This window comes from Mediterranea sp. An20 (assembly GCF_002160055.1).
GTDB classification, from domain to species: domain Bacteria; phylum Bacteroidota; class Bacteroidia; order Bacteroidales; family Bacteroidaceae; genus Bacteroides; species Bacteroides avicola.
The window spans coordinates 103,388-122,905 of record NZ_NFJV01000002.1 but is presented as its reverse complement, the minus strand read 5'-3'; the positions used below and the strand labels follow the sequence as shown (position 1 = coordinate 122,905).

Here is a 19,518-nt window from a genome sequence, read left to right as displayed (position 1 = left end):
ATTTCTAAATTTGCAGCGGTTAACAAATCTATAACAGTCCTATTGGCAGGATTAAATGCACACTGAATGAATCCTGCCAATGGGTTAGGCAACGGAAAAAGTATGGAAAACTCAAGAAGAAAATTTCTGAAACAAAGCCTGTTGGGCGCTGCTGCCTTAGGGGTAGCCTCCACGCCTGTCGCTCCCTTGTTGGCGACCGATAAGCCGAAGAAGAAAGGAAGAAACAGGAAAGAAGCCAAACGGGTCATCCTGCTCTCTCTGGACGGAATTTGTGTGGAAGGTTTCAAGCAAGCCCGCACGCCGAACCTGGATAGTCTGCTGGCGCAAGGTTCACTTTCGCTGGAAACCCGCGTGGTGATGCCGTCGGTCACCCTACCCAACTGGACCAGCCACCTTACCGGCAGCGGACCTGAGTTGCACGGCGTGGTAGACAACGGATGGACAATCGACCAATTCAAACTTCCGGCTATAGAAACGGATGCCGATGGCTATTAACCGTCGGTATTCAAGGTGCTGAAGGAAAACAAGGCAGACATGAAGACGGCTTTCTATTACAACTGGCCGAACCTGATTTATCCGTACAACAAGAAATACCTGGACGATATTTGCTTCCTGGAGGACGACGCTTATGTGCCTTATTACGAAAAGGCGTTCTCGTTCGTGAAAGCCCACAGGAACGAACCAACGCTGGTTTTCCTTTATACGGTGCATACCGACCACGCCGGACATAAATACAAATGGATGTCTCCCGAATACATCCGGTCCATTGAAGAGGCTGATACGGAGATAGGGCGACTGCTGGACAGGCTGAAAGCCGAAGGGCTGTTCGACGACACCCACTTCTTCTTCCTGACGGACCACGGAGGCATCAACTACGGGCACGGTGGGGTCAGCGTGGAAGAGATGATTGTGCCTTGGGGCATCGCCGGACCGGGGATTACCAAGGGGCTGACCCTGACCGAGCCCAACAATACGGTGAACACGGCGGCTGTCATCCTGCGGCTGTTCAACATCGAAAAGCCATTAAGCTGGACGGGAGAAGTGCCCGAATCCATATTTGAGTAATCGTTACGTAATAACACAACTATAATCCATATATATCATGAGAAGAACTGTTTTATACCAGATTTATATCTTACTCACAGCATTGAGTCTGTTTTCCTGCACGAAGAAAGATGTGCAACCCGTACGCTTTGCCATTGTTTCCGACCTGCACGCACCGGACATCCCGGACGGCTTGGAACGCATGCAGGCGGTAGTAGAGGCGGCCAATCGCGAGAACGTGGATTTCCTGATACAGCTGGGCGACTTCATCCGGCTGGACAGCACCGACATTCCATACCGGAAAGTGTGGGACGAATTCAAGGGAGAGAAATATCATGTGCTGGGCAACCACGATTTGGACAGATATACTAAAGAAGAATATGTGGCAGGACTTAATATGCCGGGCCGCTATTACTCGTTTGACAAGGGTGACTTCCATTTCATCGTTTTAGACGGGAACAACCTGTACGACGGAAAGGAATACAAGCCGTATGCCAGGGCAAACTATTATGTCGACTCCAAAATGCGGGCATTCATGGACCCCGAACAGATGGAATGGCTGAAGAAAGACCTCGCCGCGACCGACAAACGCTGTATCATCTTCTCGCACCAAAGCATCGACACGTCCATGAACAATGGCAGTGAGGTGCGCAGCATACTGGAGGAAGAAAACAGACGGAGCGGATTCCAGAAAGTGGCGTTAGCTTTCAGCGGACATGACCATAGCAATTATACCAAAGAAATAAACGGTATCACGTATGTGCAAATCAACAGTGCCTCTTACGTCTGGATAGAGCAGCCGTCGATGACAGAAAAGCGTTATCCCCAGGAAATCAACGAACGTTATTCGCTGCTCAGCCGGTCCATTACGTACGACAAAGCTCTGTATGGCATCGTGACCCTTACGGGCGAGGGAGCCGAGATGAAGGGTACGAAAGGGAATTTTATGCCTCCTACTCCCAAAGAAGTCGGACTGGGTGACTCTATAGGTGTCTTCCCGCTGGTGTCAAGCATTGAGGACGTAAAGGTGACATTCAAGGATTGACCGCTCAACAGACAGTAAAGAAATACTTTATAGATATTCTCAACTTTCCATTTATGAAAAGACATTGCATATTCTTTTTATGCAGCATGGCAGTTTTATCAGCCTTTGCTGCTCCCTATAAAGGGACAGTTTTTATAGACTCCAACGGCAACGGAACCTTCGATAAAGGTGAAAAGACACTGAAGGGAGTCATGGTGTCCGACGGACGCCATGTGGTGAAGACACAGGGGGACGGAACGTATGAATTGCCCGGACATGAACGGGAACGGTTCCTTTTCGTCACAGTCCCCAGCGGCTACAAGACCACACGCCATTATCACGCCATCGGGCAGGGACGCGACAGCTATGATTTCGCCCTTCGCCCCTACAATGCCCACATCGGGCGGGGAGGAGCACATCATTTCGTGCAAATCTCGGATACGGAAATATCGACCGCTACCGGACAGGAAGAGTGGGTGGCAGCTGTACGCTCGTATGCCCTGAACGAGAATGCAGCCTTCATCATCCATACGGGGGACATCTGTTACGAGAAAGGATTGAAAGCCCACAAGCCCATGTTCAACACCGAGAATATGGACGTGCCCGTGTATTACTGCATCGGCAACCATGACCTGGTAAAAGGGAAGTACGGAGAAGAAGTTTTCGAAAGCATCTACGGCCCTGTCTACTACTCATTCGATGCGGGCAACGTACACTACATCGTCACGCCCATGTGGGGAGGCGACTACCGGCCGGGCTATACCAAAGAAGATGTTTATCACTGGCTGGTGAACGACTTGGCACAGATTCCCGAAGGAAAGCCGATTGTGGTCTTCAACCATGACTATTGGACCAGCGAAGACCGGCATGTGTTCAAAGCCGGTGAGAACATGACCATCGACCTGGATGCGCATAATCTGAAGGCTTGGATTTACGGCCACGTGCACATCAACCACATCACCCGTCATGGCAACGCGTTGGCTATATGTACTTCTACCCCGGCACGGGGAGGCATAGACCATGCCGCATCGGCTTTCCGCTCCATACGGGTGGATGCCAACGGCAATCTGGCTTCCGAACTGCGGTATACTTATATGGACAAGGTGGTGGAAATCGCTTCCATACAAAACGAGCAGGCACCGGTGACGGAGCAGGGCGAAGTGATGCTTTCGGTCAATGCTTACCATACGGTGTCGGAAACAAACGCCGTGACCTGCACATTCTGGGCAGAAGGTAAAATGATACGGCCGGAAGTCAGACTGAAGCAGCAGACCGACTTCAACTGGTTTGCCACAGCCAAACTTCCTGCTGCCTACGAGGGAAAGACTATAACGGTGGAAGCCAAAGTCGCCTTTGCTGACGGAGAAACGGCCATACGCCAGTCTTTCTTCACGTATTCTCCTCACTCTTTGTCCGGGAAAACCGGCAGTGAATGGAACAACTTAGGAGGAAATGCCCAACACACTTGCATCAGCCCCGATACGCTCGCCTTGCCTTTCTCTCTGGCATGGACGGCCAACTTAGGCTCCAACGTCTACATGGCTTCTCCCGTAATACAGGGAAACAGCGTGTTCGCTGCCTCCATCGACGAGAACGCCCAAGGAAAAGCGGCTATCGTGGCCATGGACACCCGTAACGGCAGTGTACGCTGGAAATACCCGCTGCGCGCATCGGTCAAGAACAGCCTTGCCATCGCACAGGATTTGGTCTTCGCCCAGGATATTTACGGTTATCTGTACGCGCTGGACATCCACACCGGAAAGCTGGCTTGGGAAAAGAAACTGGATGTGGCCCGTGTGCCGGGACTGAATGACGGACTGGCCGCTTCTGCGGACAAAGTCTTTGCCGGTTCCGGAAAGGGACTGGCCGCCTTCGATGCCCGCACCGGCAAACAGCTCTGGCAGAACACGGAGTGGTCGCAACGTGAAGGTACGACTGCCACTCTCTCGTTGAGTCCGGACGAGACGGTACTGATAGGCGGGGTGCAATGGAGTGCCATGTATGCCAACGATGCCCGTACCGGCAAACTGTTGTGGGGAAAGAGTGAAAACGGTATTCGCAACCGTGCCTCTTCACCCGCCATGTACGACGGTGCCATGTATTTTCTGTCGCTGAACTCTCTCTTCATCCTCTCGGAAAAGACGGGACGTGTGCTGACCAGAAAGGAACTCCCTTATTCCGTCGATGTCACCTCTACTCCTTTGGTTACGAAAGGAGAAATCATCTTCGGAACAGCCACGGAAGGACTGGTGGCGCTGGACCGCGAGACACTGGAGGAAAAATGGAAGCTGCGCACGGGAAAAGCCCTGATATATACGGCACCTTATGTCAATGAAGAGGCGGCTCAGATTGAATGCAGTCCGGTGCTTACGGGTGATGTGGTCATTGTTGGCGCATCCGACGGGGTGTTCTATGCCGTCGACCGCCGGAATGGCACTCTGCTGTGGCGGCACCAGACCGGCGCCCCCATTCTGACCACCGTAGCCGTTTCAGGCAATATGTTCTTCGGTGTAGACTATGCCGGGAATGTGTATGCCTTCAAGGCTGCCAACGAATAAACAATCTGAGTTTATCAGTCTGTAAGTGGTCTGCATCTCATGCCGGAGCAAGCAGAGGTTGGCAAGGGGCTTATAGACTGACAGACTCAGAATCACAAGAAGCAAGAATCAAGTAGTTATTAAAATAAAGAACAGATTATGCACAAACTGATTACTATTTCGTGGTTGTTCCTATTATGGGTAGCCCCCCTTCAGGCACAGACCCAATGGTTCAACCCACAGGACAACGATGGACAAGCGCATTACATCCAGAACCAAGCTTGGAACGAGGATGGAGGCAACTATAACCGACTCCCATCCAGAGCCAAAGAGAAGGTCAGAAGTGACGTATGGAACCTGTCAAGAGAATCTGCCGGGTTATCTGTACGTTTCCAGACAGATTCGAAGAGAATTCAGGTGCGCTATCAGGTGACAGGAGGATACAGCATGCCCCACATGCCTGCCACTGGCGTATCAGGGGTAGATTTGTATGCCAAGGTCGGCGGGAAGTCACTCATCTGCTACGGAAGCTATGCCTTCGCAGATACCATTCGCTACACCTATACCGTCGATAAGGAAATCTCTCCCAAGGCAAAAAAGGAGTATGAATTGTATCTGCCTCTATATAATGGAGTAAAATGGCTGGAGATAGGAATTGAAGAAGGAAAAGAACTGACCTTCGTGCCGGCCAGAAAAGACCGCTGCATCGTAGTCTACGGCACCTCCATCGCCCAAGGAGCCTGTGCTTCGCGTCCCGGCATGGCATGGAGCAATATCGTCAGCCGCGAGTTGGACGTACCTGTAGTGAATCTGGGCTTCTCCGGCAATGGCAAACTGGAAGAGGAGGTCATTGATTTCATCTGTGAGATAAACGCCAAGGCGTATGTGATAGACTGCATGGCCAACTTGCAGGACCGGACGGCGGAAGAAGTGAAATCCCTTGCGGTAAAGGCCGTAAAACAAATCAGGGGGAAAAGCAGTGCCCCCATCCTGCTGGTGGAACATGCCGGCTATAGCAATGCCCCGACCAACGTAGGAATGGACAATGCCTACCGGACGCCCAACAAGGGCCTGCGTGCCGCTTATGAGGACCTGAAGCAACAGCACACGGAAAACCTCTATTACCTGTCGAACGAGGAAATCGGTCTTCACCCGGACTCGTGGGTTGACTACGTTCATCCTTCCGACTACGGCATGGTGCAGCAGGCGGAAGCCGTGGAACGCAAATTAAAGGAAATGGGGCTCGTCAGACTCCGGGAATGAAGGGGGCTTTTTTCAGCCTCAGCAAGTCAATAAAGTTAAATAAATATTACATTAAAATTACATCATAACAGACCGTATATTTTAATGGAAAATTAATAAAAAAACATTTCCGAGCCAGAGCGAAAGACATATATTTGCGCCCGAAAGAGCTAAAAACAGCAGAGAAATAAGATAAATCCGATGTTTAATTTTAACTGTAGCAATCATAAAAAATATTCATTTTTGCAACTAAAAAAGCCATTATACAGCATGCCTACTACCTGTATTTCTACACTTAGGAAGCACTGAATACGCAAAAGATTTCTTACATTCATCTATTATAAACTCAAATTAATTGCATTATGAAACACCTAAAAATCATGAGCATGTTGCTGCTCGCTATGGGAGCCCCGATACCACTCGCTGCCCACATAGCCACAACAGCCAAAGTACAGAAGATTGAGTCGGTGCAACAGCAGAATGCCTGCACCGGCATAGTAAGTGACGCCAGCGGACAGGCCATTATCGGTGCCTCCGTTGCGGTGAAAGGAAGCAACCAAGGAACCATCACAGACGTAGACGGCAAATTCCACATCGCAAATGTAAAAAAGGGAACCACCCTTGAGATTTCCTACATCGGTTACAAGACCCAGCAGGTGACTTGGAATGGACAGACACTGAATATTGTGCTGACAGAAGACACCGAAATGTTGGACGAAGTAGTAGTGGTAGGTTACGGTGTGCAGAAAAAGGTAAACCTCTCCGGTTCGGTATCTACAGTCAACACCCAGCAGATCGAAGACCGCCCCGTAGTGAACCTCGGTCAGGCCCTGCAAGGTACGGTAGCCAACTTGAACATCACCATCGGCAGCGGTCAGGCTACGGACTCGCCTTCTTACAACATCCGCGGTACCACATCACTGAATGGAGGTAGCCCGCTGATTGTCATTGACGGTGTAGTTTCAGACAATTCCACGCTGAATACACTGAATCCCAACGACATTGCGCAAATCTCCGTATTGAAAGATGCCGCCTCCAGTGCCATCTACGGTTCGCGTGCTGCCTATGGCGTGATTCTGGTAACGACGAAAATGGGTACTTCCGAAAAGCCGGTTATCCACTACAACAACAATTTCCAGATGCGCCAGCTCACGCAGAAGCAAAACATTATCACCGATCCCTATCTCGTTGCGCAGACACGTAACATAATGAGTACGCCATGGTATAACCTCTACAATGAGGAACAATTGGCCTATGCCCAACAGGTATCTGAGGATCCCAGCATGTCGCCGTATTACCTGAATCCGGATGGCAGCTATACCTATTTCGGCCATACAGACTGGGTCGGTGAGGCCTACAAAAATATCGGTTTTGCCACCACACACTCCATCGACGTATCGGGCAAGACCGAACGCGCCAGCTACTTCCTATCGGCCGGCTATACCTTCCAGGATGGTATGGTCAAGTATGGCACGGATAAATACAACCGATACACCGTGCGCAGCAAAATTGATTTCAAAGTCACAGACTGGTGGACGATTGGCAACAATACACAGATGATCTTCTCAGACTATGACTACCCTACCTCTCTGGATTCAGATTACTACTGGGGTATCAACCGACTGAACCCGATGGATGTGCCCAAGAACCCGGACGGGACATGGACAGATGCAGGTGCACAATGGCTGGGAACTTTATCGGAAGGCGGACGTGCCAAGGAGCAGGGAGCCAATATCCAAACTCAATTCAGCACACGGGTAGACATTATTAAAGATGTATTCTTTGTGCAGGGCAACTTCTCTTACCGCACCCGCAAGAACCGCGACCGCTGGCACTACCTGACCGTACCTTATTATGATGGTCCGGAATTAGAACCCTTGTATTACAACGAAACGACCAGTGCAGCCAATGCAATGTCCGACCAGAAAAATGTAACATTCGATATTTACGGAACTTTCACCAAGACATTCAATGACAAACACTACATCAATGCCATGGTAGGTTTCAACCAGGAAGAATACCGTTATGAATACAACAGTTTAAGCCGCAGTGAGTTGATTAGCCCCTCACTGCCTTCCGTAGCCCTTGGAACAGGCGATATGAACGTAGGTGAAAGCATCTCCACACTGGCTTTGCGAAGTGGTTATGCCCGTTTCAACTACATCTACGACGACAAATACCTCTTCGAATTCAACGGTCGTTATGACGGTTCTTCCCGTTTCCCGAAAGAAGACCGTTTCGTGTTCAGCCCCTCCGGCTCTATCGCATGGGTAATGTCCAAAGAAAAGTTCTTCGAACCGCTGCTTCCGGTGGTCAGCTTCCTGAAACTCCGTTATTCATACGGTATGCTGGGCAACCAGGACGTATCTTCTTACTACCCTTATCTGGCCACCATGGGTTCCGGAAAATTAGGGTATCTCATTGATGGAAAACAACCCGTTTATGTCAGCGCACCGGGCCTTGTTTCGGCCTCACTGACTTGGGAGAAAGTATCTACCTCCAACATCGGTATCGACGTCAACTTCCTGGATAACCGACTGACGGCAACGGGCGATTTCTACGTACGCCGCACCAAAGACATGATTACCAGCGGACAACCTCTCCCCAACGTGTTGGGTACCAGTGTTCCGAGCGAAAATGCAGCCGACCTGAAAACCCGTGGTTGGGAAGTAACGCTGACATGGAAAGACCAGAAACAAGTAGCCGGTAAACCATTCAACTACTCGGTCAGCTTCAACCTGGCAGACAGCCGCGCCTTCATCACCAAGTTTTATAACCCGAACGGAATGTTGAGCAGCTACTATGAAGGTTATGAAATCGGCCAGATGTGGGGATTCCATACACTGGGCTTCTTTACTTCACAGGAAGACATTGACAGCCATGCCGACCAGACCAACGTAGCCTCTTATTTATCGACCCGTCCTCTTGCACCGGGTGACCTGAAATTTGCAGACCTGAATAATGATGGAAAGATTACGAGTGGCAACAATTCATTGGACGATCCCGGCGACCGTACCATCATCGGTAACTCCAGCAAGCGTTACACATTCGGTTTGAATGCAAGCGCTGACTGGAATGGCTTCGACCTGAGCGTGTTCTTCCAGGGTGTAGGTAAACGCGATTATTATCCCGGTGGCAGCGACCTGTACTTCTGGGGTATTTATTCGCAGCCTTGGACCAACATTACCTACGGTAACTACTACGACCACTGGACGGAAGAAAACCCCAACGGATACTTCCCCCGCATGAAAGCATACGTAGCCGAAGGTGGAGCAGAAGCAGCGTTGACACAGACCAAATATATGCAGAACGCGGCTTATATCCGCCTGAAGAACCTGACATTCGGATATACATTGCCCGCGCAGTGGACAAACAAGCTGAACATCAGCCGCCTGCGTATTTTCTTCTCTGGCGACAACCTGTTCTATGTCTCCGGACTTTACAAACACTACAACATAGACCCGGAAGGATTGGGCGGACAGATGTACCCGCTGCAGCGTTCGTATTCCTTTGGTCTTAATGTAACATTCTAAAAACAACTATCGCGATGAAAACAAATCATACATTCAGCAGACTGGCATTGGTATTAGGTGTCACCGGAGCACTGGCCGGCTGTAACGACTCGTTCATGGACAGATATCCGGAAACGTCACTCACCGAAGAAACTTTCTTCAAAACGGTGTCTGACTTAGAGACTTATACAAACAACATGTACGGCTACCTGGGCGGTTCGTATTGGGATCCTGCCACAGATAACAGCCTATTTGTCAACACAAGCTCCACTTTTGACTTACTTGGTGGAACCGTCAATACGGAGACTGTAGGCACATGGAGTTGGGGAGACATCAGAAATGTCAACTATATGTTGGCACGCACCGGTAATGTGACCGGCGATCAAGCAGACATCAACCATTACATCGGACTGGCACGCATGTATCGCGCCAAGCTGTATTACGACAAAGTGTGGGCTTATTCGGATGTGCCCTGGTACGACCATGACTTGCAAACCGACGACACGGAAGAATTATACAAGACACAGGATCCACGTTCCGTAGTGGTAGACAACATCATGGCCGACCTGGACTTTGCCATTGCCAACATGAAAGAAGGCACCAGCAAAACCAAAGTGAACCGTGACGTAGCCCTGGCCCTCCAGGCACGCATCGCACTCTATGAGGGTACGTGGCGCAAATACCACGATGAACTGGGACTGACAGACGGCGACCGTTTCCTGAACATCGCCGTACAGGCTTGCGAGCAACTGATGGACGGCTCCTACTCTCTGTCGACCGAATCGTTCAACGGATTAGGCGCCTATGAGTCTCTGTTCTGCAATACCGATTTGACGGATAATCCGGAAATGATCTTAGTGACTGACTATGACAAGGCCTTAGGCATTTTCCACAATTCCCAACAGATAACTGCATACCTGGGATTGTCCCGCGATCTGATGGAAGACTATCTGGTGATAGAAGACGGGAAAACCAAACGCTTCCAGGACGTCGAAGGCTATGCCACCAAGACCTACTCGGAAATCTTTGAGAACCGCGACCCGCGCATGAGGCAAACCTTCATGTGGCCCGGATACCAGCGGGCAAATGCCACTTCACCCTGGATTCCTTCACTCAACGCAGGAGGTTATATACCTATCAAGTTCGACCCGCGGTCGGCTGACCAAATCACATGGAATGGAAGTTATTTTGACCTTCCGGTGTTCCGCTACGGCGAAATCCTGCTGATTTACGCAGAAGCCAAGGCTGAATTGGGCACCCTGTCTCAGGATGACTTAGACAAGAGCATCAACCTGCTCCGCGACCGTGCGGGCATGCCGCATGCTTCATTAAGCGACTGGCTGACCAACATCGACCCGGTACAGGCCGAACGCTATCCCAACGTTGTTTCCGCACAAACGGGAGCTGTATTGGAAGTACGCCGTGAACGCCGTATCGAACTGGCCAATGAAGGTTTCCGCTACGACGACCTGATGAGATGGAAACGTGGCACACTGCTCAACGCTGCACCCGAAGGAATGTACTTCCCCGGACCTGGCAAATATGACCTGACCGGCGACGGGAAAAATGATATTGCCATTGTGATGACTGAGGCAGAATCAGAAGAACGCCGGGATGAATTCAGCAGTGAAGGACTGACCGTATACACGATGGAAGGCAACAACATTGAAATGAGCGAAGGCGATCATGGATATATACGCCTGGTTTCGCAAGTAGACGCATTCGATTTTGTAGAGCCTGCATATTACTATACCCCGATTGATACGGAAGACATTAGACTCAATGAGAATCTGAAACAGAATCCATTCTGGGAATAACAGTCAAGCAGCCGCCGACCATCCAAGCCTTCGGCTGCAATGAATCAGCGCGGATAACGCGTCTCCCACAGATTGCTTTTTCGTGGGAGCGCGGAATCCGCGTTTTTTTTTGCCCTCTTACAGGCTATATAGACGACATCCGCTCCCAAGCCCTCAGAAGTCCGTTTCGAAGCCCGCAGGAGTCCGCTTCCAAGCCCTTGAGAGGAACCCCGGCAAAATTACCCCTTCCAAGGGCACAAAGATGCCGGACACACAAAGGAAAGCCGATTCACAGCCTATCCCCCCAGGGGAAGCAAATGAGACAGCCCTCTGAAAAAAAACAGAAAAAAAACCGGGACAAGACATACACCTTAAAAAGAAAATGCTTATATTTGTGCTATGAACTTTAAAATAGTAGTATTATGAAAGGTTTAAATGTATTAGCAGCTTTCTTGGGCGGTGCCGCAGTAGGTGCAGCTCTGGGTATTTTATTTGCTCCCGAAAAGGGTGAGGACACGCGCAGCAAAATTGCAGAAGCATTGCGCAAAAGAGGCATCCGTCTGAACCGCAACGAAATGGACGACCTGGTAGACGAAATCGCCTCTGAAATCAAAGGTGAAGGTGCCGAATAAGGTACCGGATAGCGGAATTAAAAGACAGAGCCATCATGTTTGCAACCGACAAAAGCATAGACAGCCTCCGGCAGTTATTCGCGGAATTCAAGAAATACCTGAATCTGCAGAAAGAATATACAAGACTGGAAGTAACGGAAAAGCTTTCCGTACTGCTTTCTATGCTGATTGTAATCCTGTTGGTTGTCATCCTGGGCATGATGGCTCTGTTTTATTTATCATTCACCATGGCCTGCGTACTGGCTCCCGCCGTAGGAGGAATAACCGTCAGCTTCAGCCTGCTGGCCGTCTTCTATGCCTTACTGGCCATTCTGCTCGTCTCTTTCCGCAAACGGCTCATTATTGACCCCATGGTGAAATTTATTGCAGGCCTGTTTATGAAAACGCCCGAAAAGAACAATCCTCCTACACAGCCATGACAAGCAATCGGAATTCTGCCCCCAACATGCCGCCGGCTCTGCCTGCCACACTGGAAGAACTGATGCAGCAAAAGGCCGCTCTCCTGCAGGAGATTCAGGCACAAAAAGTCGTATTGGCCCGTATCAGCCAGGAACTGGTAGCACCGTTGACACCCGCCGCAGAAAAAGGGAACAGCCTTCTCCGCGCTTTCAACCGAGGAATGGCCGTATTCGATGGGGTTATGTTGGGACTGAAGGTAATGCGGAAATTCAGGAACATCTTTGGCAGAAAAAGAAGATACAGGTACTGATTCCTCCCCCCCTGCCATACGCGGAAAGCGGTAAGCACAGAACAGTCTTGCCGCCGATTGATGCAGGAAATTGTCACAAGGACGGTAAAGCTATCTGTTGCGACAACTCACCGCCCTTGTTCATAAGCTGTTTTCTCAGACATAAGTCTCAAGCAACTTCACTGCCTTGTCGGGCACGATGGTAACCTCTTGCGTAGAAGCCGGCAGCAACACCGTTTCGCCAGCCTGCAAGGTAATCTCATTTTTCTCGTTGTCAACAAGACGGCAAGCCCCTTCCACACAAATGAGAATGACGAAAGAATCGAGCTCTGAATAATCGCAAGTGATTTCTTCGGTCATATCATAAACGGAAGTAGTGAAATACGGGCAAGCCACCACCTCTACCGGCTCATTCTTTACCCGCTCGTATTCCGTGCGGAAATCATCCTGCACATCGGCAAAATTGATGGCATCCACAGCCTGTACAGTATGCAGTTCCCGCGTTTTTCCGTTCTTATCCTTGCGGTTGTAATCAAAAATACGGTAAGTAATGTCCGAGGTCTGTTGTATCTCGGCGACGAAAGCTCCTGCCCCTATGCCATGCACACGGCCGGCCGGCACATAAAACACATCGCCGGGCTGGATATTGCAAGTCTGCAACACTTCAGCAAAGGTCCCGTCGTGCACCCGTTCCTTATATTCTTTAGGTGTGATTTCCTTCGCAAAGCCCGAAATCAGTTTCGCACCTTTGTCGGCTGCAATCACATACCACATTTCATTCTTGCCGAAACTGTTGTGGCGTTTACTTGCCAAGGTATCGTCGGGATGCACCTGTATGGACAAGTCCAACCTGGCATCGATAAACTTAATCAACAAGGGGAATTTGGTGCCGAAGCGGGCATAATTACTCTCACCCACCAGTTCTTCCTTATATTTCCGCACCATGTCGGGCAAGGTCAACCCTTTGTCCGGCCCATTGGCCACTACGGATTCGCTTCCGTCTACGGCAGAAACTTCCCAACTCTCTCCCACATTCGGAAGAGTGTCATTCAAATGCTTGAATGGAATAATCTTGTCGCCTCCCCAAAGCGTCTGCTTAAGGATAGGCTCAAACTTTAAAGGATACATGTGTTGTTTTAAATAAAATCTTTAATGATGTGATTTACATTGATTACGACGGCAAACATACGAAAAAATAAGTAGTATTTCAAAATAAAGGCAAAGAAAAGAATAAACGGGACATACAAATTCCTGTTTTGCCAAACGCTAAACTTTCCTAAAATGCCGAACACATTTCCCGGCAATTCCTTGGGAGAACGAAAGAAATTCTTTTTATTTGCAAGAAATTTAATTTAAACATACCATGATATGACTGACACTGTATCAAAAAACAACAATTTATCAGGGCTGAAAAGAGAAAATTTCTGCAAAGAAATAAACGGAAAGCAAACTGATCTGTTCATTCTGAGGAATGCACAAGGAATGGAAGTGGCGGTTACGAACTATGGCTGCGCCATCCTCTCCATAATGGTACCCGACAAGTCGGGATACTTGGGCAATGTCATCCTGGGGCATGACAGCATCGACCATGTCATTAATAGTCCGGAGCCGTTCCTGAGCACGACCATAGGCCGATACGGCAACCGTATAGCCAAAGGCAAGTTCACCTTGTATGGCGAAGAACATCAGCTGGCTGTCAACAACGGTCCCAATTCCCTGCACGGCGGACCGACAGGATTCCACAGCCGGGTATGGGACGCCGTACAGCCTACACCGACCACCGTCATTTTCAACTACACCTCAGAAGACGGGGAGGAAGGTTTTCCCGGCACACTGAAAGTGGAAATGACATATCGGCTGGAAGACGAGATTAACGCACTGGCCATCGAATACAGGGCCACTACAGATAAGGCGACCATCGTCAACCTCACCAACCACGGGTTCTTCAACCTGGCGGGCATCGCCAATCCTACTCCCGATGTGCTGGACAATATCGTTACCATCCATGCAGACTTCTACGTACCTATTGACGAAGTGTCCATTCCTACGGGTGAGATACTGAAAGTAGAAGGTACCCCCATGGACTTCCGCACTCCCCACGCCATCGGAGAAAGAATCAACGAACCGTTTGAACAACTGAAAAACGGGGCAGGTTACGACCATTGCTATGTGCTGAACAAGACAGAACGCGGGTCGCTGGACTTGGCAGCCACCTGCTATTGCCCATCCAGCGGACGGACCATGGAGGTTTACACCACAGAAGCAGGCGTGCAACTTTATACAGGCAACTGGCTGAACGGATTTACCGGCAGCCACGGTGCCACTTTCCCCGCACGAAGCGCCGTATGCTTCGAGGCACAGTGCTTCCCCGACACGCCCAACAAAGCGCATTTCCCATCGGCCGTATTGCTGCCGGGCGATGAATACCAACAAATCACTGTTTACAAGTTCGGCATTAAAGAATAGGAATCAATCAATAATCCAAAAACAATATCTAAAATCATTATGAGTAACCAAACAAAACAGTGGGGTGCCATTATTATGATGATCGCCCTGTTCGCCATGATTGCCTTTGTAACCAACTTGTGTTCGCCAATGGCAATCATAGTAAAGAATCAGTTCGGCGCATCCAACGTGCTGGCACAAATCGGCAACTATGGCAACTTCATCGCCTATCTGGTGATGGGTATTCCATCGGGCATGCTGATCAAGAAATACGGCTACAAGAAGACGGCTTTGCTGGCTTTGATTGTGGGCATCGTAGGCGTTATTACGCAATGGATGAGCGGCTGGGACAGCATTCAGAGTTTCGGCGTTTACCTGATAGGTGCCTTCATTTCCGGTTTCTGCATGTGTATGCTGAACACAGTGGTCAACCCCATGCTGAACCTGCTGGGTGGCGGCGGCAACAAGGGTAACCAGCTTATCCAGGTTGGCGGTGTATTCAATTCGGCAGCTGCTGTGGCTGTGTACATCATCATGGGTGCCCTGATCGGCGATGCCGCCAAGGCTAAAATCTCCGACGCCACTCCCGCCCTGTTCATCGCATTGGGCGTATTCATCGTCGCTTTCGTAGTATTGCTCTTCACCAAAGTCCAGGAGCCCCAACAGCATGTTGAGCAGAAGAAGAAGAAAGACAAATACAGCGCCTTCTCGTTCCGCCACTTCAAACTCGGTATCTTGGGTATCTTCCTGTACATGGGTATTGAGGTAGGCGTGCCGACTTACATTCTCCAATACCTGTCTTCTTCGCCCGAAGCCGCCACGCCCGGTCTGGGTATGGATGCCGGCATTGTAGGACTTATCGTGGCTGTGTATTGGCTGATGATGCTGGTTGGACGTTTCATCGGCAGCGCCATTGGCAGCAAGGTATCCAGCCGTGCCATGATTACGGCGGCCTCCACACTAAGCATCCTGCTGGTGTTGTTCGGCATGTTCGCACCGGTTGACGTCAAGGTGAACGTACCGGGCATTGACTGGGCCAACGTAAGCGTGATTTGGGCCGAAATTCCCGTAGGCATCTTCGCCTTCATTCTGGTAGGTCTCTGCACCTCCGTGATGTGGGGCGGTATCTTCAACATGGCTACCGAAGGACTTGGCAAGTACACGGCCATTGCTTCGGGTGCCTTTATGACAATGGTATTCGGTTGTGCCGTGCTGGTAGCCATCCAGGCTTATGTGGCCGACCTGACCGGTTCGTTCCTTACCAGCTATGTAGTCGTATTGTTCTGCGCCGCATACCTGCTGTATTATGCTCTCATCGGCAGCAAGAACGTGAACAAGGATATTCCTGTTGATTAAAACGACGAATGATTGGACCTCCTGCCGATGGCAGAGGTCCGGTCATTCATTAAAGCCCTACAATTAAATTCGAACAGTTACTTATTATTCATTAAATACATAAACGTCATGGATATAGAACATGTAAGAAGTCGTTTTGTCAAGCACTTTGACGGAACAACGGGAGCCATATATGCAGCTCCGGGACGCATCAACCTCATTGGTGAGCATACTGATTACAACGGCGGTTTTGTTTTTCCCGGCGCCATCGATAAAGGTATGATTGCCGAAATCAAGCCGAACGGCACAGACAAGGTAAAAGCTTACTCCATCGACCTGAAGGACTATGTAGAATTCGGCCTGAACGAAGAAGACGCACCTCGTGCCAGCTGGGCCAGATACATCTTCGGCGTATGCCGGGAAATGATTAAGCGGGGCGTTGACGTGAAGGGATTCAACACGGCCTTCTCGGGTGATGTTCCTCTGGGTGCAGGCATGTCGTCGTCGGCAGCATTGGAGAGCACGTATGCATACGCCCTGAATGACTTGTTTGGCGACAACAAGATAGACAAGTTCGAACTGGCCAAGGTGGGTCAGGCTACCGAGCATAATTATTGCGGCGTAAACTGCGGCATCATGGACCAGTTTGCTTCCGTATTCGGCAAGAAAGACAACCTGATTCGTTTGGACTGCCGTTCGTTGGAATATCAATATTACCACTTCGAACCGAAGGGATACCGCTTGGTTCTGGTTGACTCGGTAGTGAAGCACGAACTGGCTTCGTCGGCCTACAACAAGCGTCGCCAAAGCTGCGAAACGGCAGTAGCGGCTATCCAAAAGAGACACCCGCATGTAGAATTCCTGCGCGACTGCTCTATGGAAATGTTGCAGGAAGTACAGGCTGAAATCAGCGAAGAAGACTACAAGCGTGCCGAATACGTCATCGAAGAAATCCAACGCGTATTGGATGTGTGCGATGCATTGGAAAAAGATGACTATGAAACCGTAGGCCAGAAGATGTATGAAACACACTATGGCATGAGCAAGCTGTATGAAGTAAGCTGCGAAGAACTCGACTTCCTGAACGACCTGGCATTCGACTGCGGCGTTACAGGTTCGCGTGTCATGGGCGGTGGATTTGGCGGCTGCACCATCAACTTAGTAAAAGAAGAGCTCTACAGCACCTTCATAGAGAAAGCCAAGGAAGAATTCAAAAAGAAATTCAACAGAAGTCCGAAAATCTACGATGTTGTCATCAGTGACGGTGCACGCAGATTAGAATAAAAGGACCTTATTTCTGTCGCAATTAAGTAGGAAGAAAACTGTTTCGTTTTCTTCCTACTTTTGTTTTTACCTCCTCTCACACCCGGGAAAACCAGTGCCTCTATGAAACACAGAGGCACGGAGACACAGAGTTTTTGTCCATAGCTCACAGAGTTAATTCCCCTTCTCTCGTATGAGGGTGTATCAAGATAGATATTACTTACCATTCTGTCACCCCGAGTTTGGTCGAGGGGTCTCACTATGCGTAATGTGGGATGTTTCGACTTCGCTCCGCTCCGCTCAACATGACAGACTATACCTTAATGAAATAGTCAAAAGAGGTTTTGGGCGAAGCTAATGATAGTGATTTTGAATTTTGACACACCCTCGGACTCTGTGCCTCCCGTCATTTTTACCGACAGACAGTTACAGAACTTTGTGTCTCCGTGTCTCTGTGTTTGATATAAACTAATTCTGGTTGATTTCTTATTCCGATAAACCTTCACTTTAGCGACGTAAACCTTCACTTTAGCGGCGTAAACCTTCATTTTAGCAACGTAACTCTTCACTTTAGAGTTGCCATGATAATGCCCTCACGCTTTCACCGACATAAAAAGCGGTGTGAATCAGCCGATTGTTGTGAAAGATACATCCTTCACACGGCTTTCACACCGCTTTCATGTGGTTTCCTTGTGGTTTCCTAATTTAGGCTGGTTTCCTTGTGCCCATCAGAAAATATATTGCACACCTATCTGCAACCTGCTGAGATTGGCATCCAAGATAAAACTGTGGTCGCCCCAACAAGCTTTCTGATGTACGCGAACAGAATGACTGAAACCGACATAAAGATAACGCAACAATAGATTGAAATGATTGCTTAAGGTATAAGAAGCACCGAATGAAAAGCCGGCTTCCAAATCTGTTCCGTCATCATTTCCACCATCCAGCCCTTCTTCTGCCACACCCAAGGTGAAAGCCCCTTCGACGAAAGTCTTGAAACGGTTTTTCTGCCAAAAGTTATATTGTGCATATATGCCGCCTGTATGGTACTGCAAATCATTGTTGATTTCTCCGATATATTTGATACCGGCAGACCACCGGTCATTGAATTGATAGCCCAAACGAGGAGACAAGATGGTGTAAACCCCATCATCGTCATGATAATATGTATGGGCATGTCCAATGTTCAGTTCTACAAACATCCCCTTGCCGTCGTCAGCTTGTGCCCGGCTAACCAAAGGCATACAAAATAGCCATGCAGCTATCAGAAAAAACTTTTTTTTCATAAATCAATTATTTATAGGGTAAATATGTATGATAACTTCTCTTCCACGGTTACAATTAGCAGCGTGCCCCTTCATTTGGGGCCGCCAAAACACGCAGCTTCCATCCCATCAGAAAATATATTGCACACCAATCTGCAATCTGCTGATATTGGCATCCAAGATGAACTTGTGGTCGCCCCAGCAAGCATTTCCATGCGCACGAAGTGATTCACTATAGCCTATATGCAAATAACGGAGCATCAAATTCAAATGGTGGCTCAAGCTATATGAGATACCCAAAGAAATACCAGCTTCCACCTCACAGTCATCATACTCTCCTCCATAAGGACTGTCTGTCAGCATTCCAAAGGTAACTCCACCTTCTGCAAAAGCCCTCCAACGGTGATTCTGCCAGAAACAGAATTGAGCATATCCCCCAACGTGTGATATTGCAGATAGTTGTCAGTCTCTCCAATATATTTCACCCCGGCCGCCCACCGATCGTTAAATTGATAGCCAATGCGGGGTGACAATAACATATAGCTGTCATCATGATAGTCCGTATGGGCATATCCGATGTTCATTTCCATAAAGAAGCCTTTGTCCTTCGCCTGCGCATGGCAGACAAACGGAAGACAAACAAATGCAAGAATAAAAAGAAAAATCCTCATATAAACATCATTTTACTGGGTAAATACTTATAAAATCAATTCTCTTATGAGCATAATTCTTATT

Annotated in this window: 15 protein-coding genes and 1 pseudogene; 12 read left to right on the top strand and 4 right to left on the bottom strand. The window is 49.1% G+C overall.

The window, feature by feature from the left end; all coding sequences use genetic code 11:
- Positions 1-102: 102 nt before the first annotated feature.
- The 9 genes and pseudogenes from B5F34_RS01890 (at position 103) to B5F34_RS01850 (ending at position 12,496) form a co-directional block, all read left to right on the top strand.
- Positions 103-1,065: pseudogene (locus B5F34_RS01890) on the top strand (ectonucleotide pyrophosphatase/phosphodiesterase).
- Between the two features lie 37 nt (positions 1,066-1,102).
- Positions 1,103-2,089 (top strand): metallophosphoesterase, encoded by a 987-nt coding sequence (locus B5F34_RS01885; protein WP_087334485.1) that lies wholly within the window; start codon positions 1,103-1,105, stop codon positions 2,087-2,089.
- Positions 2,090-2,175: 86 nt separating this feature from the next.
- Entirely contained in the window at positions 2,176-4,626 is a 2,451-nt protein-coding gene (locus B5F34_RS01880; RefSeq protein ID WP_239448751.1) for a PQQ-binding-like beta-propeller repeat protein, read from the top strand.
- Positions 4,627-4,764: 138 nt separating this feature from the next.
- Complete coding sequence (locus B5F34_RS01875) at positions 4,765-5,868, top strand: SGNH/GDSL hydrolase family protein (RefSeq protein ID WP_087334479.1); 1,104 nt, start codon at positions 4,765-4,767, stop codon at positions 5,866-5,868.
- A 341-nt stretch (positions 5,869-6,209) separates the two neighbouring features.
- Positions 6,210-9,380, top strand: coding sequence for a TonB-dependent receptor (locus tag B5F34_RS01870; RefSeq protein ID WP_087334477.1), 3,171 nt, complete (start codon positions 6,210-6,212; stop codon positions 9,378-9,380).
- Between the two features lie 14 nt (positions 9,381-9,394).
- Positions 9,395-11,176, top strand: a complete 1,782-nt coding sequence (locus B5F34_RS01865; RefSeq protein ID WP_087334474.1) for a RagB/SusD family nutrient uptake outer membrane protein — start codon at positions 9,395-9,397, stop codon at positions 11,174-11,176.
- 401 nt (positions 11,177-11,577) lie between these two features.
- Positions 11,578-11,787 carry a YtxH domain-containing protein gene (locus tag B5F34_RS01860; protein WP_087334472.1) on the top strand — a complete coding sequence of 70 codons (210 nt, stop codon included), beginning with the start codon at positions 11,578-11,580 and terminating at the stop codon, positions 11,785-11,787.
- A 35-nt stretch (positions 11,788-11,822) separates the two neighbouring features.
- Positions 11,823-12,206, top strand: a complete 384-nt coding sequence (locus tag B5F34_RS01855) for a phage holin family protein (RefSeq protein ID WP_087334470.1) — start codon at positions 11,823-11,825, stop codon at positions 12,204-12,206.
- Positions 12,203-12,496 (top strand): hypothetical protein, encoded by a 294-nt coding sequence (locus tag B5F34_RS01850; RefSeq protein WP_239448750.1) that lies wholly within the window; start codon positions 12,203-12,205, stop codon positions 12,494-12,496. Before B5F34_RS01855 ends, B5F34_RS01850 begins: the two co-directional genes overlap by 4 nt.
- A gap of 135 nt (positions 12,497-12,631) precedes the next feature.
- Here B5F34_RS01850 and B5F34_RS01845 read toward each other — a convergent pair whose 3' ends face one another.
- Positions 12,632-13,603, bottom strand: coding sequence for a type I phosphomannose isomerase catalytic subunit (locus B5F34_RS01845; RefSeq protein ID WP_087334468.1), 972 nt, complete (start codon positions 13,601-13,603; stop codon positions 12,632-12,634).
- 240 nt (positions 13,604-13,843) lie between these two features.
- On the opposite strand from B5F34_RS01845, the gene B5F34_RS01840 reads away from it, so the two are divergent.
- The 3 genes from B5F34_RS01840 (at position 13,844) to galK (ending at position 17,539) form a co-directional block, all read left to right on the top strand.
- Positions 13,844-14,941 carry an aldose epimerase family protein gene (locus tag B5F34_RS01840; protein ID WP_087334466.1) on the top strand — a complete coding sequence of 366 codons (1,098 nt, stop codon included), beginning with the start codon at positions 13,844-13,846 and terminating at the stop codon, positions 14,939-14,941.
- A gap of 39 nt (positions 14,942-14,980) precedes the next feature.
- On the top strand, positions 14,981-16,276 hold the full coding sequence (locus B5F34_RS01835; RefSeq protein WP_087334464.1) for an MFS transporter: 1,296 nt from the start codon (positions 14,981-14,983) through the stop codon (positions 16,274-16,276).
- A 108-nt stretch (positions 16,277-16,384) separates the two neighbouring features.
- Entirely contained in the window at positions 16,385-17,539 is a 1,155-nt protein-coding gene (galK, locus tag B5F34_RS01830) for a galactokinase (protein ID WP_087334462.1), read from the top strand.
- Between the two features lie 707 nt (positions 17,540-18,246).
- Here the strand turns inward: galK and B5F34_RS01820 are convergent.
- The 3 genes from B5F34_RS01820 to B5F34_RS01810 form a co-directional block, all read right to left on the bottom strand.
- Positions 18,247-18,804, bottom strand: a complete 558-nt coding sequence (locus B5F34_RS01820) for an outer membrane beta-barrel protein (protein ID WP_087334458.1) — start codon at positions 18,802-18,804, stop codon at positions 18,247-18,249.
- A gap of 108 nt (positions 18,805-18,912) precedes the next feature.
- Positions 18,913-19,146, bottom strand: coding sequence for a hypothetical protein (locus B5F34_RS01815; RefSeq protein WP_087334456.1), 234 nt, complete (start codon positions 19,144-19,146; stop codon positions 18,913-18,915).
- Entirely contained in the window at positions 19,140-19,454 is a 315-nt protein-coding gene (locus B5F34_RS01810) for a hypothetical protein (protein WP_087334454.1), read from the bottom strand. Before B5F34_RS01810 ends, B5F34_RS01815 begins: the two co-directional genes overlap by 7 nt.
- Positions 19,455-19,518: the final 64 nt, after the last annotated feature.